This window comes from Flavobacterium sp. PL002 (assembly GCF_054165825.1).
In genome coordinates, this window is the sequence record NZ_CM135110.1 from 861,843 (window position 1) to 883,587 (window position 21,745).

The window sequence follows — 21,745 nt, forward strand, 5'->3', positions numbered from 1 at the left end:
TGTGGCGAAAAAAATTGGGACGGAATTATTAAGCAGAAAGTAATTTGGATTAATGAAAATAATGCAGTTTGTGGTGAAAAATAGAATAACGAGAAATATTTGTGCTGATAAAAAACATATTACAACACTGGTTTAGCATGATGGGTATTTTAGTGGAATTTCCGTTTTTTTTCATATATTCGTATAGCCGAAAATAATCTGCTTAAAAGTTCCCCACCAAGCTAAGCCAGGAACCGTTGGGTGAAATGACAAAAAAAAACAGACGTGAAAGAAAATAATGATAAATTTGATGAAAATTTACTTGAAGAAATTCGACTATGTTTTGGAGGGTGGATATTAAGAGGCAACAACTTTGAAATTGTACCTAAGGAATTAACGCATAGTTATTTATTAAATAATTTTAGTCCCTCGGAACAAATCAAAGAATATTATTATTCTCCTTGTCGAGATATGTTTACAGACAAAGATTTTGAATATTTCAAATCTACTGGTTACGTTGGAAATCCAAAAACAACATTAGATATTTATCCGTTTTGTTTTGATGGAGCATTTATTCAAAGAAAGCAACTTTATTATAGAATAGCCAGTCTAATAAGTAGGACGGAAAACTATAATAATAAACCATTAAAATCATTTATTGATCTTTTCCCATATTTTGAAGATTATGGCAAAGGATTTAAAGTTGGTTTTGAATCATTTGAAGATGATTGCATTAAAAAATTCCTACCAATGTTTGCTGATAAATCTGATTTTGTAAACAAAACTTTTGAATATGTTAATAAACATGTAATTTTTAGTCATAGTTGGAGGAATAATCACTCAGGCTTTAAAGTTTCAAAAAACATTCAACAAAAATTCGATTCACCAGGAGAAATTATCGAAGCATTTGAAGACGGTAAATTTCAAGGTTATTTTTATCGAGCTTGGAGTATAATTTTATCAAACGTTAATCTTTTTGAAAGTTTATTTAGCGAAATTACGAATGTCAATGCAATTGATTCTTCCATTATAAGTGACATCTTATATGCATCACATACAATGCAACAAAATAAGATTTTTTGGAATGCTGATGAAGATACAAAAACAAGACAATTACTAGATTTACTACCAAATAAATATCAAGTTAAAGATCAATCAAAATATGGTAAATCTTCTGTCGGAAAAAAAGCTGGAAGTGTTGATGGTGTTATAAAACATAATGAAATTGATATTTTTGTTGAAGCATTTTCTCTTAAAAGTCTTAACCGAAAAATTATTAAGACACATATTCATAAATTAGAATTAAACTATGATTCAAAAGGATTAAAAGAAAAGTTTATTATTATTTATTATAATTTAGCAGTAAATAAATTTGAAAACTCTGTAAAAAAGTATAAAGAATATATAGAAAATGAACATTTATTTGTTTTTCCTTTATTTAATGAAATTGAAGAGATTGAAGTCAATTATACAGACAGTAGATTATTAAAAACCTATCATAAAAGAGAGGGAAAAGAAGTTGTTTTGTATCACTTATTATTAAAGTTTCCTGAATAAAGTCACTTCACCCAACAGCGGTTTGCAAAAATGGCGAAATATGTGGTAAATTCACGTTTATCTTTCGCAAGAAATTTTATCTTAGCCGAAAGATTTCGGCTACGAAGTTCGCCACTTCTGCAAGCCGCGAGACGTTATAATAGATATTTTGCCATTTTGCGGTGAAAAAATCACTTGATTCGCTCCTTCTCAGAAAATAATTTGCAATCCAAAAAAATGATGATTATTAAGAAAGTTTTGAAAAACTTTGCGTCGAAATAAATTCTGGTAAAATCGTTAAGCCGAAAGTAATCTGATTAAATTAAAGTGATGCAGTTTGCGTCGAAAAATATTGTGGAGAATTCATTTAGCCGAAAGTAATTTACTTCAATTAAAGTGATGCAGTTTACGTCGAAAAAAATTGTGGTGAAATCGTCACCCCGAAAGTATTTTCGTTAAATTAAAGTGATGCAGTTTGTTTCCAAAAGTATTGCGGTGAAAAATTGAATAACGATAGAGTTTTGTGCTGAATAATACCTATTATAACACTGGTTTAGCATGATGGGGAATTTAGTGGAATTTCCGTTTTTTTTCATATATTCGTACAGCCAAAAATAATCTGGTTATAAGTTCCCCACCAAGCTAAGCCAGGAACCGTTGGTAGCAATTTTACCGCAGAAACGAAAATCAGAAAACAAAATTAAATGAAAATATTTTTAAGTTGGTCAGGAAATAAAAGTAAATTAATAGCCGAATCTTTAAAAGATTGGCTTGAACAAGTAATTCAGTCAACAGAACCTTGGATATCAACCTCAATTGAAATGGTCTAAAGAAATATCTGACAAATTAGAGGAATCTAAAGTTGGAATAATTTGTCTTACACGAGAAAATCTAAACGCACCTTGGATTCTATTTGAAGCAGGTGCAATTTCAAAATCGTCAGATTCTTATGTTTGTACTTTTTTGACAGACATTTCTTCACCAAGTGAAATAACAGGTCCACTATCTTCATTTCAACATACAAAATTTAGTAAAGAAGAGCTTTTAAAACTTTGTAAAACTATCAATAATAGAATTAAAGAAAATAAAGGCGGAAAATCTTTAAATGAGAAATCTTTAGAAGAAGTCTTTGATATTTTTTTTCCGAAATTAGAAACTAAAATTAATGAAATATTATCATTAAATGAAAGTGAAGTTGATACACTACCCCATTTAAGAACTGATAGAGATTTGTTAGAAGAACTTGTTGAAAATCAAAGATTATTAAAGGAAAAATTAAATGACGTTTGGACAAACAAAGAAGTCAATGAAATTATAACTCAATATGTTAATAAGTTCGTAGAGTCCAAAAACGTATCAGATTCTTATATAGTGGATGAACCGTATATAACAGAATTTTGCGAAAAATTATCCAATAATCCCTTAGTTAGAAAATTATTTGCGAAAAGAGAAGATTTAATAAAATTCTTGGAAGACAAATACGGATTACCATTCTAAAAAAAACTGCTACCAACAGCGGTTTGCAAAAATGGCGAAATATGTGGTAAATTCACGTTTATCTTTCGCAAGAAATTTTATCTTAGCCGAAAATAATCGGTTACGAAGTTCGCCACTTCTGCAAGCCGCGACACGTTGTACGAGACTTATGCCGAAATTACGCAGAAAAAACGTTGCCAACCAAAAATATATTTCCGCAGGAACTTTTGAGTATTGTGTTTAGCCGAACTGTGCGCGTAGAATCTAATCAGAAGAAAAACTCGTGGAAATTGAACTTATCGGAACTGTGCGCGTAGAATTGAATTGGAAAGTGAAACGGAAAATTATATTTTAGCGAAAAATGCGTGAAGAATTTTGTCTGTAAAGCAGAAACTGAAAACTGGACTTAGCCGAACTTTGCGCATAGAAAAATAAATAGAAGAAAATAAGATTATTCGAGCAAAAAAAATTGAATATTGCGGTTAAAATTGTAATTTCGACTAAAAATAAGCCTCGTACAACAGCGGTTTTGATATAGTGGGGTTTTAGTGGAATTATCGTTTCGCTTCAAGTTTTCGTTAAGCCGAAAATTTATCGTTTACGATTTCCCCACCATTTCAAAGCCGCGACACGTTAGCAGATATAATCCCAAAAATAGAACTTAAAGTGATAAAAGAAACATATTTCCTATTTTGTGAAAATCCTTTTGAATCAAATAAAGTTGATGAAGATTACGCAGACGAATTTGAAAGTGCAAAAATAAATGGATTCAGAACGTTACTTTTCAATTTTGACGATTTGACTAGTGAATTTTATTTTAAAAATGCAACTAAACAAATAAAAGCAAGCGAAAATTTAAGCAATGTAATTTATAGAGGCTGGATGTTGACACCAAAACAATATTCAAATCTGTATGAAGATTTACTTTCAAAAAACTACAAACTAATAAATAATGTAACTGAATATCAAAATTGTCATTATTTGCCTGATAGTTTAGAATTCATCGAAAGTAAAACTCCAAAATCAGTTTTTGAGAAATTTGAGAATTCTGAAAGTATTGAAAAACTAATTGAAAAAACAAAAAAATTCGGTTCAAATTCAGTAATTCTTAAAGATTATGTGAAATCTGAAAAGCACGATTGGGAAACTGCTTGTTACGTTTCAGATGCCTCAAATGTTCAAAATCTGAAAAACTCAATTGAAAATTTAATTAGACTTCGTGGAAAATATTTAAACGAAGGAATTGTAGTTAGAGAATTTATTGAACTCAACGATTTGACTATTCATTCCAAAAGCGGAATGCCTTTGACCGAAGAATATAGATTATTCTTTTTCAATCAAAAACTTGTAGAGATATATGATTATTGGGAAGAAGGTAAATATGATTTGATAAAGCCTGAAACCAAAGAGTTTGAAGAAATTGGAAAAAATGTAAAAAGCAACTTCTTTAGTATGGATATTGCACGTGAGAAAAATGGAAATCTAATAATTATTGAACTTGGTGACGGACAAGTTGCTGGATTACCAGATAAAGCAGAAAGAAATGAATTTTACAAGAAACTAAAAAATTACATCTGCTAACAGCAGTTACACGAGATTTGGGTATTAGGCTTAATTTGAAGATGGTTTTGTACTTGGAAAATTAGTCATTAACCGAAAGATTAGGCTTTCTTAATCCCAAACCTCGTGTAGCTGCGAAACGTTATAAGCCATGTTAAGACTGACAAATCCTGAAATAGGTTGACTAAAAATTAAACACTTTTAGTAAACTATGGAACCCACAAAAAACGGACACTGTCCAAAAATTGAGTACAAAAAAATTGGTTTTGACCTAAAACTTTCCATCATTGACCAAATTTCAAACGGTCAAATTTCGGTAAATCACGCTTCCAAATTACATGGAATTTCTCGCTCTTCAATAACCTATTGGATGAAAAAATTGCGTTCCTTTGAACAAAATTCTAAAGCCATGAGTAAAAACGAGGAAATCAAAAAACTCAAAGAACGAATCGAAGAACTTGAGTTCATCAAAGACTTTCAACAAATGATAATTGCTGATTTTGAAGTAAGCACTAATCTTGATTTTGCAAAAAAGTCATTACCCGAAGCATTACTAAAAGAAGTGGAGAAAAAAAAGAAAGACCTTTTAAAATAAAATGGTTCTCCCAATGCTTCGGAATAAGCAAACAGGCTTATTACAAACGAATGAACAAACAAAAAACAGAAGATTTACAGGCTGTAAAGATCAAAGAACTCATAACACCTATCCGTCAAAAAATGGTACGATATGGAGGTAAAAAACTACACTTGGATATCAAAGATGACTTTCTAAAAAATGATATAAAAATGGGTAGAGATAAGTTTATTCACTTTTTAAAATATCATAATTTATTAATCAAAAAAACAAAGCTTTATCATATAACAACTGACTCTAAACATGGGTTTTACAAGTCAGACGACTTACTTAAAGACCTTGAAATAAAACACGCAGAACAAGTCTTTGTTAGCGATATAACCTATATTAAATTAGCTTCACAACATGCCTATTTAGCCCTGGTTACTGACGTTTATTCCAAGAAAATAATGGGATACAAAATTGATACAAATATGAAAGTTCAACTTGTCAAAGACGCAATGCAAATGGCTGTTAAAAACAGACTTTATAAAAATGAAAATCTAATCCATCATTCCGACAGAGGTATACAATATTGCTGTCCGGACTTTGCTGAATTTGCCAAATCAAAGAACATTATTTTAAGTACAACTCAAAATTCAAGCCCTTACGAAAATGCAGTAGCCGAAAGAATAAACGGAATTTTAAAACATGAATTTGGACTAAATAAAACAATTCCAAATTTAAAAACAGCACAAAAAATGGTGAAACAAGCTATAGAAATTTACAATAATGAGCGTAGACATTGCTCTCTTGAAATGAAAACACCACAATATGCACATAAAAATCAAACCCATCAATACAAGCCTTATAAAAAGAAAAAAAATACTAATTTAGTTGCGTAGGAATGTTGACAAGTTTGGAAAAAAATCCTTTCAAAGATTTTTTCTAAACTTATCAATATTCCGACTACAATCACCTATTTTTGAAATTATACATTAACAAAAAAAGGTCAACCTATATCAGGACAAGACAGACGACCGACATAATAAGAAAAAATGCTAAGACAAGAATTGCAAACATATTTTGACAGAGTTTATCCCTTCTCTAAAATTGACACCGAACACACTCTTGGTGGACAAGTTCATATAAGATTTGAGCTTGGTGGAGAAGAATTGGAAAACGGAACAGAAGAAAGAGTTAAGCAATCAACAGACAGAGCATTGACAATTTTCAACGAAACATTTACTGACCCGACACACGAAATTTTCATTCTAATTTATGAATACCAAGGCGAAAATATTTTCAACGCCACAAACAACTATTTACATAAACAATTTCCTGACGACAGGTTCACGAAATTCTACATTCAATTGGAAACAGTAAATACTCGCTACTTCACTACAGACGAAAACGGGAATGATGTTTTAGAAAAAGATGAAGTTAGAATTATAATTGGAAAACTGTCTGTTAAGGACATTAACGTAAAAAATATTTTAAACGGAATTGCAAACACCGAAATGGGTTTTGACCCGGGAATAGACCAAAGGATTTTCTTTTTCGACCCAACTACTGACAAAGCATTTCAAATGTATGACGACAGAGGATGTTATGTTTGGAGCGACAAAGCAGACAAAATTCGGGACATTTACATAAAACGAAGTGATTGGATTGTTGAATATCACAGACCTGAAATCGAAGAATATTTTAAACTATGACAATAAAAACGGTTTATAACAGGCGTTCCTATGTAAAGCATCATTAAGTTATTAACAACTTTTGAGAGGGTTATATGTAAGGTGTTTTTCAAGTATAGAATTCCGTTCCAGCGGCTTGTTGAAAAATTTGGAAACAACTTTTTGTCGGCCGTAGGCTTTAGACAGAAAAAGTTATTCTAACTTTTTCAATAATACCACAAATTACTTTCTCTTTTTCTTCATCGTTTATCTTTTAAAAATCGTAAGATTCACGCTCCTATATGTGGTCTGCTTGCACAGCCACCAGCATCGGTATGATTGTAAGCCCCAAGAGCTTCGCTCGAACTGTTGAAGCAATAAATAAAATAGCTACCTGCTTGGCGATGTGGCTTCCGGTTACAGAACCCCCACGGCTGTTTTGTAAGCTGTTTTTCTTGTAGGGTTGAGCTTTTTTAAGATGGTTATTTTTATTTTCCAATAGCTATCGGTATTAAATCCCTATTGATTTGGTAAGCTGTTTCGGTTTTGATTACCGATAAAATGCTACGGGCCTTCTTATGAGCCACTTTTATAATAACGCTTTTTACGTTTTTTCCTTGATGTTTACGGTAATAGTTTTGCATCTCAACATCTTTTCTAATAGCGATCTAAGCTGCTTCTACTAAATAACTGCGCAATTGTGAACGACTTCTTGGCGTAATTCCTAAGTATTTTTCTGATCCTCCACTATTGTAGATTCCTGAAACCAATCCAACGAATTAACTAAATTGTCCTTCATTATTAAAACAACCTAAAGCAACGCATCCAGACAAGACTACGTTTACTAAATAACCTCCTATGCTAGGAATACTTTAAAAAAGTAAATCTCTCGTACTAGCCTTTCAGGAACAAGCACACATTGGATAGACATTATGTAACATTTTGAATAAACAGTTCAAACATTAGTATTTCACTTAAATTCGCCAAAGGATTTAAAATGCCTTCGTTAAGACAAAATAAATTTTATAAAAAAAGTACTTCATTAAAACAGATCAAATCTAATCACTTTTTCTTTTAAAATTGCCTATTGCAATTCAGGAAATGAACTATACAATTCAGGAATTCAATAGTACATAATTTGCATTAAATACAGCACTACAATAGATTTGTTATTTACTCCCAAATTCAATAACAACAAACCTACTATGAAATTATTTTCAGAATCCCTACAGTTAGAAATAAATTGTCAATTAGAAATGATAACGACACAAAGTCAAGAACTAGTAGAGCAATCAGAGCAAGCCATAAAAGTATTAATTACAGCTTTAGAAAAACTAAAAGCTTTTTCAATCAATTACAAGTTTGAAGATAAAAAGGAAGAAGTTAATTTTTTCAAAAACATCAAGCCACAGTTTACGGCAACACTTATTTATTTCAAAGAGATTAACGCAATCGAAAGCAAAAAACCGTACGGTTCCAAAAAAAAATTATGCAAATATTATACAAACGAAATAAGAAAACTAAAAAATTTCTTCAATAAAAACCAGGAATTACACCAGTATCACAAGACAAATAATAGTTGTCTTGATAAAAAATACTTTGTAAGAGGCAAATACAATATTAAATTAACTCCAGACAGTTTTTACTTTCAGGCAGACGAACGCTTTTCTACTGCTCATGATTACAAATGGGCTAAAATTATAGCAAACGAAGTATTAAAAACAAAAGTAGAATCATTAATAAAAAAACTAACTAAAAATCCTGAGCAAGGACAACCTTATAAAAAACAAAAATGGACAGCTTCAAAAGTAGAATTGATCGAATTAATCTATGCACTCCATACTGCGGGCGTACTCAATCATGGGAAATCAGGATTACAGGAGATTACGAAATGTATAGAATCTGTATTTGATATAAATTTAGGACAATTCCACCGTGTTTTTATAGAGATGCGAAACAGGAAATCAGAACGAACAAAATTCCTAACCAGTCTACGAAATAACTTACTAATCCGCATGGAAAATGCAGATGAAAACTAAATGAACCTTTATTAAATCGAGCGCAGTCAAATTGAAATAATGGTTCTCGACTCCGCTCGAACTGACAACAGACTACTTTACAAATAGTTTAGATGTAAAACGAAAGATTCAAGAATACAAAACAAATAATAAAACTCAAAACGGTAATCCTGATTCTCACCACTGTCACCCTGATTCCCCTCAACTGTCATCCTGAGCGGAGTCGAAGGCCCGATTAAAACAACCCAAAAACCCACAACGGCCACCCTAATTCCCACAACCATCACCCTGATTCCCACAACTGTCACCCTGAGCGGAGTCGAAGGCCCGATTAAAACAACCCAAAAACCCACAACGGCCACCCTAATTTCCACAACCATCACCCTGATTCCCACAACTGTCACCCTGAGCGGAGTCGAAGGCCTGATGAACACAACTCAAAAAACCACAACTATTTCCACAACCGTCACCCTGATCCCCAAAACTGTCACCCTGAGCGGAGTCGAAGCCCTGATGAACAAAACTCAAAAACCCACAACTATTTCCACAACAAAACAAGCACTAAACGACTAGCAAAAAAACACATATTTTTTCACTATATTTACCTAACAACCAATACAATAACCCAGTTAAAATAGTAAAAAAACAACCTTTATACCAATGAAAAAAATATATTTTATACTAGTATTGTTTTATGTTGGCATGGCGGCTCAAAATAATTTTAGATTACCCGACAGCCTTAGTACCAAAAGCTATAGTTACTTCAATGAAAAAATAAGGTATAAAGTTAAAGATTCTACCATAGAGAAAATACATGCTCACTCATGGCTAGCCAAAGCTAAATTTGAAAAAAACCACAACCAAATGACAATGGCCTACAAAGCACTAATCTATAAATTTGATAAAGAAATTAGTCTTAAATATGCTGATAGTTCTATTGCTGCTGCAATAAAAACAGCAAATTCAGAGTTAATTGGGTCTGCTTACATGATAAAAGGAGCGCTATTATTTGATAACAAAGAAATGATGAATGCTTTAGATAATTACCTTATAGCAGAAGTACATATCTCTGAAATAGAAAATGAATACCTAAGTTACAAATTAAAGTATTGTATAGCGCTAACTAAATATTACCTAGGCCATTATCAAGAAGCCATAGACTTATTTAAAGAATGCATAACCTACTTTAAAGAAGAGAATGATCATGCATATCTAAAATCACTTTATTCTTTAGGTCAGTGTTACACACGTACAAACAAGACTCCATTAGATAGTCAAACAAACGAAGTAGATTGAAATACGGTAGCTGACTTTGAAATAATGAGAATGAAACCATATTTCATTTTTTCAGAAAGTATGAATGAATCCTTTAAAGATAATTATGGCAGTGCTATATCTAAATTAACGACTGCATTATCAGAAATTAAAAAAAACAAAGACTTTGCTGATGAAACGATCGCCTCTTTTTATATAGGCAAAAACTACTGGATTAAAAATGACAAGGACAAAGCCATAGTATATTTTAAAAAAATAGAAAAAATCTTTGACAAAGAAAAATATATAAATCCTAAACTAAGAGAAGCTTTTGAACTAATTATCAATTATTACACCCTAAAAAATGATAAAAAACAACAGCTGCACTACAGCCAAAAATTAATAAAAGCCGACCAAGTAGTAGAAAAAAAACACCAATATCTTTCAGAAAAAACAACCAAAAAAAACAATACCAATACATTACTAGAACCTAATAAAACTTTAATAAACACGATAAATTACCCACTAGTTACAGTGATAACAGCAATTGCCACACTAATAACGTTGTTGTATAACAACCAATATTTTGACAAAAAAATATTTAAAAAACCAATACCACAAAAATTCGAAACTATAAAACCATCAGTACCCGCTTCTGTTAAGGAATTACCCTTTGACTTGAACCCAGAGTTGATTACAGCCATTCTAAAAAAATTAGAGAAATTTGAAAGCACCAAGAAATACTTAGAAAAGGACATAAATTTAATAAAACTAGCTACAATACTTAATACAAACACCAAATATGTGTCAAAAGTCATTGCAAAATACCGTAATAAAGGAAGTATAGAATACATCACTGATTTTAAGATTGATCACATCATCCACTTACTCAAAGAAGAAAAGAAATACCGCAATTACACAAACAAAGCATTAGGTGATGAAGCTGGTTTCGGATCCACACAGAATTTCACTAGAGCATTCCTTAACCGAACAGGAATATCACCTACCTACTTCATCAAAGAACTTAATAAATCAGTCAAACCTATCTCCCAGAACCTCCACCCTGATTTCCAACCACTGTCATCCTGACTTCCCACAACCATCACCCTAACCCCCACAATTGTCACCCTGAGCGGAGTCGAAGGCCCGATTAAAACAAAACCAAAATTCACAACGGCCACCCCTGAGTTCCAAAACCGTCACCCTGATCCCCACAACTGTCACCCCGAGCGGAGTCGAAGGCCAGATTAAAACAAAACCAAAATTCACAACGGCCACCCTAATTCCCACAACTGTCACCCTGATCCCCACAACTGTCACCCTGAGCGGAGTCGAAGGCCTGATGAACACAACTCAAAAACCCACAACTATTTCCAACACTATCACCCTAACCCCCACAATTGTCACCCTGAGCGGAGTCGAAGGCCCGATTAAAACAAAACCAAAATTCACAACGGCCACCCCTGAGTTTCAAAACCGTCACCCTGATCCCCACAACTGTCACCCCGAGCGGAGTCGAAGGCCAGATTAAAACAAAACCAAAATTCACAACGGCCACCCTAATTCCCACCACTGTCACCCTGATCCCCACAACTGTCACCCTGAGCGGAGTCGAAGGCCTGATGAACACAACTCAAAAACCCACAACGGCCACCCTAATTCCCACCACTGTCACCCTGATCCCCACAATAGTCATCATGAGCGGAGTCGAAGGCCTGATGAACACAACTCAAAAACACACAACCGTCACCCTGAGTTCAACAACCATCACCATGATCCCCACAACTGTCACCCTGAGCGGAGTCGAAGGCCCGATTAAAACAAAACCAAAATTCACAACAAAACGAAAAACCACCCTTAAATTAAAAACGTCAAAAAACAACGAAGCAACGACGCGGCAGCAGTCCGCGAGTGAAGCCTAAAAGGCGAACGGCTCGGGCTGCGGAGCAGAGTGCTGAGGTAGTTTTTAAGTTTTGATCCCGATAACTATCGGGATCAGGCACTGTTTTTTGTTATTATCATCCTGAGCGGAGTCGAAGGAAAAATCAAGAAAAAAAGTAAAAACGTGAGAAGAGAGTAAACATCATTTTTTAACTATTCAAACTAAAAATTCAGAAATATACCAAACAAATAATAAAATACACAACGGCCATCCTAATTCCCACCACTGTCACCCTAACCCCCACAACTGTCACCCTGAGCGGAGTCGAAGGCCTGATGAACACAACTCAAAAACCCACAACGGCCACCCTGAGTTCAACAACTATCACCCTAACCCCCACAACTGTCACCCTGAGCGGAGTCGAAGGCCCCGTTAAAACAAAACCAAAATTCACAACAAAACGAAAAACCGCCCTTAAATAAAAAAAGTCAAAAAACAATGAAGCAACGGCGCGGCAGCAGTCCGCGAGTGAAGCCTAAAAGGCGAACGGCTCGGGCTGCGGAGCAGAGTGCTGAGGTAGTTTTTAAGTTTTTTATTTCAAGGCACTGATTTTTTTGTTATTATCATCCTGAGCGGAGTCGAAGGAAAAATCAAGAAAAAAAGTAAAAACGTGAAAAGAGAGTAAACATCATTTTTTAACTATTCAAACTAAAAATTCAGAAATATACCAAACAAATAATAAAATACACAACTGTCACCCTGAGCGGAGTCGAAGGCCCGACTAAAACAAATCAAACATTCACAACTATTTCCACCACTATCACCCTAACCCCCACAACCATCATTCTGAGCGGAGTCGAAGTACAAATCAATAAAACTCAAACATTCACAACTTCTCCTTCACTTCTGAAATAAAAACAAAAAAAGCACACAACTTTACAAAAAAAAATACAACCAACCCCCAAAGAAAAACCCATAGAATGATGAACCAACAAGCCAATGAAAACCCACACGAAAATAAAAACTACCAAAAACACCTAAACCTATTCTTTGACCGCACCATGCAGGACAATAAACTACATCCCTCACACATTAGCCTATATATGGTGCTATTCCAAATCTGGAATCTAAATCAATTTCAAAACCCAATTAGCATAACAAGAGGAGAATTGATGCACCTAAGTAAAATTGCTTCTAAAGCAACCTACCACAAATGCATAAGAGAACTAAATGACAAAGGCTTTCTAAAATACGAACCCTCATTCAATCCCTACAAAGGAAGCAACGTACACCTCATCAACTTTGCGGCAAACCAATAATGGGAATAAAAAGCGAAACAATTAAACGGAAAAATCAACAACGATAAAATAAAAAAATGGTAAAAATAATAGCGCCCTTTTTGATAAAAGGCACCATAGGAGACATGAATTTTGTAGTAACCGCAGACGGAAACAACTATGCGCGTTTAAGAAGGGAACCGCCAGTTTCATCACTAGAATTCAGAACAAACCCAAAATACGAATGCATTCGCAATCACGGAAAGGAATTCGGACAATGCACTAAAAAATCAGTACTGTTTCGTCAGCTAGCAGTACAGTTCAATAGAGTAGCCAAAGAGGGCAGCTTCGCTGGAAGAGCAAACAAACTCCTCTTTGAAATTCTACAAGAAGACACCAGCGAAGAAAGAGGAAAAAGAACCCTCTCTGCAGCCTTAAAAACCAATAAAGGCAAAGAAGCCTTAGTAGGATTTGAAAGCAACAAACTAAGAGCCTTACAGCAAGTCCTTAAAATAAAAGAAGAATGGCACCAACAAAGTCAGACACTAACCTTGACCAACTTCAACCCACAAAACCAGCTAGACTGGCCAGACCAAGCAACCCAGGTACAACTAACAATTGCTACAGCAAATTGGGACTGTGAAAACGAAACCTTTGAAACAAACTATAGTGACACAATAGTACTAGACAAAGAAGCAGCCACACAAACCATTAAACTAACAACCGTCTCACCACAAGCAAAACAACTACACCTAACCTATTTGTGCATCTGTTTTGCAAAAAAGGACACCTTCAACTACAAACTGCTACACCGCAAATACAACACGGCAACAATTATAGCCCAGCACACACCATGATCCCAAGACAAACGAAAACCAAAAAACCGTACACAGTCCGAGTTGATTTTTTGTCCATCGAGCGCAGTCGAGAGGTAGTAGTGACTCACTACGGTACGCTAACTGACAATGAGACGCCGCCATAAAGGCTATGGAAAACGACATCGACTTATTAGAACGAAAAAAGGCCCACAAAGACGTTGTCTTTGTGGGCCTTTTTAAAGCGTAATACAGTTATTTATTTTAAATCCAAGTGTTCAAAGGCTGAATTCATACTTTTGAATTCAGGAACAATTTGCTTCATTTTCAAAACAACTTCTTCGTTCTTAAAATGATTGGCAATCTGAATCAATTCATCAATGTCAAAATGTAAAACTTCAAATTCATCTTGAAGCTCTTCAGCTATCATAATTTTTTCATGATAGGTAGGGATCGTTTTGGAAGTATCATTTAATAATTCTTCATATAACTTTTCTCCAGGCCTTAATCCTACGATCTTAATATTGATATCTTTATCAGGAATAAATCCAGCTAGTTTAATCATTTTTTTAGCCAAATCTATAATTTTTACAGGTTTACCCATATCAAAAATATAAATTTCACCTCCATTCCCCATTGCTCCAGCTTCCAATACCAGTTGGCACGCTTCAGGTATGGTCATAAAATACCGTATAATATCAGGATGGGTAATTGTCACGGGACCACCTTCAGCTATTTGTTTTGTAAACAAAGGAACAACAGACCCATTTGAACCCAAAACATTCCCAAAACGAGTGGTTATAAATTTAGTGGCTTTGAAATCATTTTGCTCTTGACTTTTAAGTTGAAGGGATTGCACATACTTTTCGGCAATGCGCTTACTAGCTCCCATTACATTACTGGGGTTTACTGCTTTATCAGTCGAAACCATAACAAATTTATGAACTTGATAGTGACAAGCCAAATCCGCAAGAATTTTAGTTCCCAAAATATTTGTTAAAATCGCCTGAGAAGGATTTTCTTCCATCAAAGGCACATGTTTATAAGCTGCAGCATGAAAAACCACTTGAGGTAAATACGTCCTAAAAACATTATTCATTGCTTCTTTATTTCTAACATCAGCAACTATAGTAATGATTTTAGACTTGAATTCATTGTTTTCCATTTCTAAAAACAAATGATGCAAAGGAGTCTCAGCTTGATCTAAAACAAGAACCGTTTTGGGATTAAAATGCAATACTTGCCTAACGATCTCACTTCCTATAGAACCAGCGGCTCCTGTAATCAAAACAGTTTTATCTTTCAACTGTTTTGTAATTCCTTTAGTATCTAAAACAATTGGTTTTCTTTCCAATAAGTCCTCAATTTGTATGTTTTTTACTTTTTGAGAAATTTCTTTCTGATTTTCCCAATCGGTAATTAAAGGCACCATGTACACTTTATAATTAAACTCCAAACATTGATCAACAATAGTCAATCGTTCTTTTTTGGAAATACCTTTATCAGCAATTATCACCCCCTCTGCACCTATCGAACGCATTAGAATTGGCAATTTTTTCTTTTGAACAAATATAGGTAGGTCTAACATTCGTTTGGACGAATTTTGATTGTTTTTATCTACAAAACCAACTATTTTAAATCGGGCAGGTGTTTCTAACTTTAAGGCTTTTGCAACAGAAATAGCATTGGCATCTGTCCCATAAATTAATGTCCTAATCAAAGTTACATTATTCGTTTCTGCAAAGTAACGTTCAAAAGTTTGTTTGATCACAACACGATACAAAAACAAACCACAAAAAGAAAGTAACATATTTATAAACAAAGCCGTATTTAAAAAGGCCTTAGTACCATAGACAATCGAAAAAATAAAATTCAACAGAAGAAAAAGAAGGAGTACCGACATTTGTGAAAACAAAAGCTTTACGGCATCAATATAGGACGAATGTCTAATAATCCCTGAATACGTTCTAAACAGCCAAAAAAAGAAAATATTAACTAAAAAAAATACAACTAAAAAAAGCACCTTATTGGACACAAGAATATAAGGTAAACCGGTACCGTGAAAAATCAGTTTAGTAAATAAAAATGCAATTATTAAAACACTTATGTCCATAAAAACAATGATCCATCTAGGCAAGTAGCTCAAGTTTTGGATATTAAGTTTATGATTCGTTCTTGAAAAAAAACCGGAGATTAAATCGGCCAGTCTTGGTTTTTCATCTATGTTCACAATCGTGTAGGATTTAATTATTGTTTAATTTTTATTGAAGACAAAAATACAATTAATTTATAAAAAAAATGTTTTTGTATTAAATGAAATTACAAATAGTGGTATTTATGCTAGTGAAAACAGCTCTTGGAAAACTTTTTTAATGCTCCTTTGTTCATCAGTGGTTAAATTGGAACTGGAAGGAAGACAGAGGCCACCATCAAAAAGAGCTGCGGCATTGTCCCTTCCATAATAGAAATGCTTTTCGAAAACCGGTTGTAAATGCAGTGGTTTCATTAAAGGCCTAGACTCGATGTTATTAGCGAGTAAAGCCTTACTTACATCTTCTCTTTTAATACCATTAGTTAATTCCGGATGTACTAAAATGGTAGTTAACCAATAATTAGAAAAATAATGCGCGTTGGGGACACTAAATACCGTGACACCTTGAAAAGCTTTAAAAAGAGTAACATAAAATTCATGCACCTTTCTTCTTAAAGTAACATGCTCTTTTAAAACTTCCATTTGACCACGACCGATACCCGCAGAAACATTACTCATTCTATAATTATAACCTAACTCCTGATGTTGATAATGAAGCGCTGCTTCTTTTGATTGAGTAGCCCAAAAAATAACCTTTTCTTTTAATTCCTTAGATTTTGTAACAAGCGCACCACCCCCTGAAGTGGTAATAATTTTACTTCCATTAAAGGACAGCACACTAACATCTCCAAAAGTACCACATTTTTTCCCATAATACGAACTACCCAAAGATTCCGCACTATCTTCTAATATTGGAATTCCATATTTATCAGCTATAGCTCTGACTTCGTCTTTTTTATAAGGAACACCATACAAGTCTACCGCAACAATAACTTTCGGTTTTTTTCCGTTGGCCATTCGATCCATTATAGCTTCTTCGAGTGCTACAGGGCATAAATTCCAAGTTTCTAATTCACTATCTATAAAAATAGGAGTCGCACCAAGATACAATATAGGATTCGCAGAGGCAGCAAAAGTCATCGTCTGACAAATCACCTCATCACCTGCTACTACTCCCAATAGTAGCAAACCCAAATGAATTGCTGCTGTACCGGAGTTTAAAACAGCCACATGACCGCAACCCAAGTAAATTTCAATTGCTTCCTCAAATTTAGTCAAATTCATCCCCACGGGAGCGACCCAGTTCGTATCTAATGCCTGTTGTATGTACTTTAGTTCTCCACCTCCCATATGAGGTAGTGACAACCAAATTTTATCTTTATTCATTTTTTATATAAAATAAAAACAATTGTTTTTATAATAATTTTCAAATCTCCAAAAAAAGTATGATTGTAAAAATAAGCTAAATTCAATTGTACTTTATCGGGAAAAATAATAGTGTCATTATAATTCAAAGGAGCATCCAGTTTACGTAATAACTGCTCTTCGTTTCGATATTTTAAAGAAGCTTCGCTTGTTAACCCCGGTTTCAAAGCCATTATTTTCCGAGATTCTCCTACTAAACGATCATAATAACCAGCTACATCAGGTCTAGGACCTACAAAACTCATATTGCCTTTTAATATATTAATCAATTGCGGGAGTTCGTCTAATTTAAACTTCCTGAGAAACTGACCAATTCTCGAAATTTGTTGGGGTACAGAATCTTTTTTAATGGTTCGCAATTTGTAAATCTTGAATTTTAATCCAAATTGACCTATCCGTTCTTGAACAAACAAACCATTTGATTTGGTATCGAAAGCGGCCATTAACCAACAAATAAAAATGAACCAAGAAAAAAACAATAAAGACAGTAGCCCAAATACAAAATCGAAAATTTTTTTATCCATATAAAAACTTAGTTGCTATAGTTCTTTCAAAATTATTTCAAGACTATTTTCCCAACCACCTTATAGCGAATTAAAAGATAAATCAAAGTCATAAACAGGAGGATTCCAATAGTAAACAAAAGCGATAACGCCCCTTTACTTTCTAGATAAAGCACCATTCCGTTGATAACCAACTGAATTACTGCATACAGTAACGAAACAAACACATGTGAAAAACCTTGCTCGTTGGCTAAATATTGGTACAAATGAGAACGATGCGGTTGAAAAATATTCTCTTTTTTGAGTAACCGATAGAGGATAGTGATCACAGCGTCAATTCCGTAAACACTAAAGAACAAAAGGTATCCTAATTGCCCCGAATCTGTAATTGTCTTTATCATAAAATAACCTAAAAACAAAGCCATACTGATACTTCCCACATCACCAGCAAAGGTTTTTGCTTTTTTCCGAACATTAAATAGTCCGAAAACCACACAAGACAATCCCATAGTGATGAGAAGTGGTAAGTACTCTTCGTTTATTGGTAAATAAGCAAAACTCACAACCGCCGTTAAGGCATACAAAACAGTGATGCCATTGATGCCATCCATAAAATTGAAGGCATTCACCCAACCAATTAGTAAGACAAATACAATAGGAAGCAACCATATTGCTTCTGAAAAAAGATGTAAATCATAAAACACTAAAAGCACAGCCGCTACATGTGTGGCAAATCGTGGCAATTGTGATAGCGGTTTAATATCATCAATAAAACTGACTAAAGCAACCATTGTGACAGCCAATGTTAGCTCCCAAGAAACAAATCCCAGGAAAAAAGCAATGACTAGGGCAATAGGAAAAATAATCCCACCGCCACGCAATGTTATCGATGTATGAGACGACCTACTGTTTGGTTTATCAATGATATTGTATTTATCGGCTATTTTAAAGTACAAAAGCTCAATAGCAACTAAAGCGATAAATAGGACTAGGTATTGTATATATGGCATTGTATTTTTTTAATAAAGAATATTTAAAACATTCTCAATAACGAACTATTTATGTTTCAACAAACCTAAAAGATATTCTCCATAACCTGATTTTTTCAAAGGATCAGCTAATGCTTTTAGTTGTTCGCTACTGATAAACCCTTGTCTCCAAGCAATTTCTTCGATACAACCTACTTTTAACCCTTGACGTTCTTCCAGAACTTGAACAAACTGTCCCGCTTGCATCAAACTATTAAAGGTTCCGGTATCTAGCCAAGCAGTACCCCTACTCAAAATCCCTACTTTTAGTTTTCCTTGCTCTAAATACACCTTATTAACATCGGTGATTTCATACTCACCACGAGGACTGGGTTGAATATTCTTTGCAATTGCCACTACCGAATTATCATAAAAATACAATCCTGGTACGGCATAATTTGATTTAGGCTCCAAAGGTTTTTCTTCTATAGAAAGTGCTTTTAGTTCCTTATCAAATTCCACGACTCCATAGCGCTCAGGGTCCGAAACATGGTAAGCAAACACTACACCACCTTGTGGCTTGGTATTCGAACGAAGCAATTCTTGCATATTCGAACCAAAGAATATGTTATCTCCTAAAACTAAGGCTACATCATCGTTTCCAATAAATTCCTCCCCAATAACAAAAGCTTGTGCTAAACCATTAGGAATTGCTTGTTCGGCATAACTGAATTTACATCCAATAGTAGAACCATCTCCTAATAATTTTTTAAAATTAGGTAAATCGTGCGGCGTCGATATAATTAAAATTTCATTGATTCCAGCCATCATCAATGTAGACAACGGATAGTAAATCATGGGTTTATCATAAACCGGCATCATTTGTTTGCTCATCGCCAAGGTAAGTGGATGCAAACGAGTACCTGAACCTCCTGCTAATATAATTCCTTTCATAATTTATCTTGTTGTGCGTAATTCGAATAGCGTGATCCGAACTGCATTATTATTTATTATTTACATATCTGATCAGACCAAAAAGCATTTTTTTGATTTTTTCAATTTGACCTAAATGGGTTTCGACGGATTTTGTAAATTCTAATCGTTTTGATAATAGTAATTGTGTTTCTAATTCAGATAGCGATCCCATAGCAATGTATAAAAATTGTATAAATTCTTTGTCTCCTTTTCTAGCAGCTCCCTCTGCTATATTACTAGGAATAGAAACTACCGCCCTCTTTATCTGACTCGTTAAACCATATTTTTCATCCGATGGGAAATCTTTAGTCAGTGCGTAAATATCTTCAGCAAGTGCCATCGATTGTTTCCAAACATCTAAATCTTTATGATCTTTCATATTTTATTTCGTAATTAGTAATTCGAAATGCGTAATTCCAATCAATTCTTATTTATTATTTGTTTATCCTATCAGTCCAAAAATATGTTAATGCATTTCCAAGCTACACGTATTCACATTTTAATCGGGTACGATGTATCCAAAATGAAACATTAATACCAATTCATTTTAAACATTTGACGAATCACGATTCACGAATTACGAATCACTCCTCTCAATTCACCAATTACCAGTCACGAATTACCACTCACGAATTACTTATATTGCTTCTCGTAATAACTAGCATACTCCCCACTCGTAATATTATTCAACCAAGTTTGGTTTTCTAAATACCAATTCACTGTTCTCTCCAATCCTTGTTCAAAGGTAACGGATGGCTTCCACCCCAATTCTTTATTAATTTTACTAGCATCAATAGCATAACGTAAATCATGACCGGGACGGTCTTTTACATACGAAATCAATTGTTCGGATGTTCCTGTAGCACGACCCAACTTCTCATCCATGATTTTACAAAGTAATTTCACCAAGTCAATATTTTGCCATTCATTAAAACCGCCAATATTATAGGTATCGTGATTTACTCCTTCGTGAAAAACCAAATCAATTGCTACGGCATGATCTTCAACAAATAACCAATCACGAGTATATTTACCATCTCCATAAACCGGTAAAGGTTTATTGTTGATAATATTATTAATAAACAACGGAATCAATTTTTCAGGAAAATGAAAAGGGCCATAATTGTTAGAACAATTGGTCAAAACATAAGGCAAACCATAGGTCTCTCCATACGCACGTACAAAATGATCTGAACTGGCTTTAGAAGCGGAATAAGGTGAGTTAGGATCATAAGCGGTTGTTTCTGTAAACAAACCTTCTGCGCCAAGGCTTCCATAAACCTCATCAGTACTAATATGGTAGAAACGTTTTCCTTCCATATTGTCTTTCCAAATCGTTTTGGCAGCATTCAATAAATTCATAGTACCAATCACATTTGTTTTCACAAAAGATAACGGATCAGTAATAGAACGATCTACATGCGATTCTGCGGCTAAATGTAAAACCCCATCAAACTGATGCTGTGCAAACAAAGCGTCAATAAAATTGGCATCCACAATATCTCCTTTTATGAAGGTGTAGTTTGGTGCATTTTCAATATCAGTGATATTTTCAAGGTTACCTGCATAAGTCAAGGCATCTAAATTAAATATTTGGTACTCTGGGTACTTTTTCACAAAGCGACGTACCACATGAGACCCAATAAATCCGGCACCACCCGTTATTACTATTTTTTTCATTTCTTTCTAATTATTCGAATTAATGCGAATTCCACAAATTAATTCATATTTATTATTCTTTTATAAAACAACGAAG

Annotated in this window: 21 protein-coding genes; 12 read left to right on the forward strand and 9 right to left on the reverse strand. The window is 34.0% G+C overall.

The window, feature by feature from the left end:
• Window positions 1-264: 264 nt before the first annotated feature.
• The 6 genes from ACVEGE_RS03735 to ACVEGE_RS03760 all read left to right on the forward strand — a co-directional run bounded on the left by ACVEGE_RS03735 (window position 265) and on the right by ACVEGE_RS03760 (window position 6,822).
• A complete protein-coding gene (locus ACVEGE_RS03735) occupies window positions 265-1,536 on the forward strand; it encodes a hypothetical protein (RefSeq protein ID WP_458008621.1) in 1,272 nt (423 codons plus the stop codon).
• 795 nt (window positions 1,537-2,331) lie between these two features.
• Entirely contained in the window at window positions 2,332-3,012 is a 681-nt protein-coding gene (locus tag ACVEGE_RS03740) for a hypothetical protein (protein ID WP_192501616.1), read from the forward strand.
• A 645-nt stretch (window positions 3,013-3,657) separates the two neighbouring features.
• A complete protein-coding gene (locus ACVEGE_RS03745; protein ID WP_192502043.1) occupies window positions 3,658-4,572 on the forward strand; it encodes an ATP-grasp domain-containing protein in 915 nt (304 codons plus the stop codon).
• Between the two features lie 190 nt (window positions 4,573-4,762).
• On the forward strand, window positions 4,763-5,146 hold the full coding sequence (locus ACVEGE_RS03750) for a helix-turn-helix domain-containing protein (RefSeq protein ID WP_192502009.1): 384 nt from the start codon (window positions 4,763-4,765) through the stop codon (window positions 5,144-5,146).
• Window positions 5,147-5,169: 23 nt separating this feature from the next.
• Window positions 5,170-6,009 (forward strand): IS3 family transposase, encoded by an 840-nt coding sequence (locus tag ACVEGE_RS03755; RefSeq protein ID WP_458008648.1) that lies wholly within the window; start codon window positions 5,170-5,172, stop codon window positions 6,007-6,009.
• Between the two features lie 153 nt (window positions 6,010-6,162).
• A complete protein-coding gene (locus ACVEGE_RS03760) occupies window positions 6,163-6,822 on the forward strand; it encodes a DUF3885 domain-containing protein (protein WP_192501963.1) in 660 nt (219 codons plus the stop codon).
• A gap of 256 nt (window positions 6,823-7,078) precedes the next feature.
• On the opposite strand, the gene ACVEGE_RS03765 is transcribed toward ACVEGE_RS03760, so the two are convergent.
• Complete coding sequence (locus ACVEGE_RS03765; protein ID WP_192501964.1) at window positions 7,079-7,279, reverse strand: hypothetical protein; 201 nt, start codon at window positions 7,277-7,279, stop codon at window positions 7,079-7,081.
• A gap of 169 nt (window positions 7,280-7,448) precedes the next feature.
• Entirely contained in the window at window positions 7,449-7,550 is a 102-nt protein-coding gene (locus ACVEGE_RS03770; protein ID WP_225738194.1) for an IS110 family transposase, read from the reverse strand.
• Between the two features lie 435 nt (window positions 7,551-7,985).
• Here ACVEGE_RS03770 and ACVEGE_RS03775 point away from each other — a divergent pair, with 435 nt between their 5' ends.
• From ACVEGE_RS03775 to ACVEGE_RS03800, 6 genes are all read left to right on the forward strand, one after another.
• Window positions 7,986-8,819 carry an RteC domain-containing protein gene (locus ACVEGE_RS03775; RefSeq protein ID WP_192501965.1) on the forward strand — a complete coding sequence of 278 codons (834 nt, stop codon included), beginning with the start codon at window positions 7,986-7,988 and terminating at the stop codon, window positions 8,817-8,819.
• 639 nt (window positions 8,820-9,458) lie between these two features.
• Window positions 9,459-10,094 (forward strand): hypothetical protein, encoded by a 636-nt coding sequence (locus ACVEGE_RS03780; protein WP_192501991.1) that lies wholly within the window; start codon window positions 9,459-9,461, stop codon window positions 10,092-10,094.
• Between the two features lie 30 nt (window positions 10,095-10,124).
• Window positions 10,125-11,141 carry a helix-turn-helix domain-containing protein gene (locus ACVEGE_RS03785; protein WP_192501992.1) on the forward strand — a complete coding sequence of 339 codons (1,017 nt, stop codon included), beginning with the start codon at window positions 10,125-10,127 and terminating at the stop codon, window positions 11,139-11,141.
• 608 nt (window positions 11,142-11,749) lie between these two features.
• A complete protein-coding gene (locus ACVEGE_RS03790) occupies window positions 11,750-11,974 on the forward strand; it encodes a hypothetical protein (protein WP_458008622.1) in 225 nt (74 codons plus the stop codon).
• A 940-nt stretch (window positions 11,975-12,914) separates the two neighbouring features.
• Entirely contained in the window at window positions 12,915-13,253 is a 339-nt protein-coding gene (locus ACVEGE_RS03795; RefSeq protein ID WP_173856490.1) for a hypothetical protein, read from the forward strand.
• Window positions 13,254-13,309: 56 nt separating this feature from the next.
• Window positions 13,310-14,068, forward strand: a complete 759-nt coding sequence (locus ACVEGE_RS03800) for a hypothetical protein (protein WP_192499681.1) — start codon at window positions 13,310-13,312, stop codon at window positions 14,066-14,068.
• A 217-nt stretch (window positions 14,069-14,285) separates the two neighbouring features.
• Here ACVEGE_RS03800 and ACVEGE_RS03805 read toward each other — a convergent pair whose 3' ends face one another.
• The 7 genes from ACVEGE_RS03805 to rfbB form a co-directional block, all read right to left on the reverse strand.
• Window positions 14,286-15,836, reverse strand: coding sequence for a polysaccharide biosynthesis protein (locus ACVEGE_RS03805; protein ID WP_370566921.1), 1,551 nt, complete (start codon window positions 15,834-15,836; stop codon window positions 14,286-14,288).
• 525 nt (window positions 15,837-16,361) lie between these two features.
• Window positions 16,362-17,504 carry a DegT/DnrJ/EryC1/StrS family aminotransferase gene (locus ACVEGE_RS03810; protein ID WP_192499679.1) on the reverse strand — a complete coding sequence of 381 codons (1,143 nt, stop codon included), beginning with the start codon at window positions 17,502-17,504 and terminating at the stop codon, window positions 16,362-16,364.
• Complete coding sequence (locus ACVEGE_RS03815; protein ID WP_192499678.1) at window positions 17,501-18,067, reverse strand: sugar transferase; 567 nt, start codon at window positions 18,065-18,067, stop codon at window positions 17,501-17,503. Before ACVEGE_RS03815 ends, ACVEGE_RS03810 begins: the two co-directional genes overlap by 4 nt.
• 32 nt (window positions 18,068-18,099) lie before the next feature.
• The gene (locus ACVEGE_RS03820; protein WP_192499677.1) at window positions 18,100-19,056 is read right to left on the reverse strand and encodes an MraY family glycosyltransferase; all 957 of its coding nucleotides are present in this window, start codon (window positions 19,054-19,056) and stop codon (window positions 18,100-18,102) included.
• 45 nt (window positions 19,057-19,101) lie between these two features.
• Complete coding sequence (gene rfbA / locus ACVEGE_RS03825; RefSeq protein ID WP_192499676.1) at window positions 19,102-19,968, reverse strand: glucose-1-phosphate thymidylyltransferase RfbA; 867 nt, start codon at window positions 19,966-19,968, stop codon at window positions 19,102-19,104.
• A gap of 49 nt (window positions 19,969-20,017) precedes the next feature.
• A complete protein-coding gene (locus ACVEGE_RS03830) occupies window positions 20,018-20,368 on the reverse strand; it encodes a four helix bundle protein (RefSeq protein ID WP_192499675.1) in 351 nt (116 codons plus the stop codon).
• Between the two features lie 254 nt (window positions 20,369-20,622).
• Window positions 20,623-21,669: a dTDP-glucose 4,6-dehydratase gene (gene rfbB, locus ACVEGE_RS03835; protein WP_192499674.1), complete on the reverse strand. Its 1,047-nt coding sequence runs from the start codon at window positions 21,667-21,669 to the stop codon at window positions 20,623-20,625.
• Window positions 21,670-21,745: the final 76 nt, after the last annotated feature.

Bases quoted from the DNA above. Each gene is read 5' to 3' on its own strand.
- ACVEGE_RS03750 (WP_192502009.1), top strand. From the start codon at position 4,763: ATGGAACCCACAAAAAACGGACACTGTCCAAAAATTGAGTACAAAAAA.
- ACVEGE_RS03760 (WP_192501963.1), top strand. From the start codon at position 6,163: ATGCTAAGACAAGAATTGCAAACATATTTTGACAGAGTTTATCCCTTC.
- ACVEGE_RS03775 (WP_192501965.1), top strand. From the start codon at position 7,986: ATGAAATTATTTTCAGAATCCCTACAGTTAGAAATAAATTGTCAATTA.
- ACVEGE_RS03780 (WP_192501991.1), top strand. From the start codon at position 9,459: ATGAAAAAAATATATTTTATACTAGTATTGTTTTATGTTGGCATGGCG.
- ACVEGE_RS03785 (WP_192501992.1), top strand. From the start codon at position 10,125: ATGAAACCATATTTCATTTTTTCAGAAAGTATGAATGAATCCTTTAAA.
- ACVEGE_RS03790 (WP_458008622.1), top strand. From the start codon at position 11,750: ATGAGCGGAGTCGAAGGCCTGATGAACACAACTCAAAAACACACAACC.
- ACVEGE_RS03795 (WP_173856490.1), top strand. From the start codon at position 12,915: ATGATGAACCAACAAGCCAATGAAAACCCACACGAAAATAAAAACTAC.
- ACVEGE_RS03800 (WP_192499681.1), top strand. From the start codon at position 13,310: ATGGTAAAAATAATAGCGCCCTTTTTGATAAAAGGCACCATAGGAGAC.
- ACVEGE_RS03805 (WP_370566921.1), bottom strand. From the start codon at position 15,836: ATGTTACTTTCTTTTTGTGGTTTGTTTTTGTATCGTGTTGTGATCAAA.
- ACVEGE_RS03810 (WP_192499679.1), bottom strand. From the start codon at position 17,504: ATGAATAAAGATAAAATTTGGTTGTCACTACCTCATATGGGAGGTGGA.
- ACVEGE_RS03815 (WP_192499678.1), bottom strand. From the start codon at position 18,067: ATGGATAAAAAAATTTTCGATTTTGTATTTGGGCTACTGTCTTTATTG.
- ACVEGE_RS03820 (WP_192499677.1), bottom strand. From the start codon at position 19,056: ATGCCATATATACAATACCTAGTCCTATTTATCGCTTTAGTTGCTATT.
- rfbA (WP_192499676.1), bottom strand. From the start codon at position 19,968: ATGAAAGGAATTATATTAGCAGGAGGTTCAGGTACTCGTTTGCATCCA.
- ACVEGE_RS03830 (WP_192499675.1), bottom strand. From the start codon at position 20,368: ATGAAAGATCATAAAGATTTAGATGTTTGGAAACAATCGATGGCACTT.
- rfbB (WP_192499674.1), bottom strand. From the start codon at position 21,669: ATGAAAAAAATAGTAATAACGGGTGGTGCCGGATTTATTGGGTCTCAT.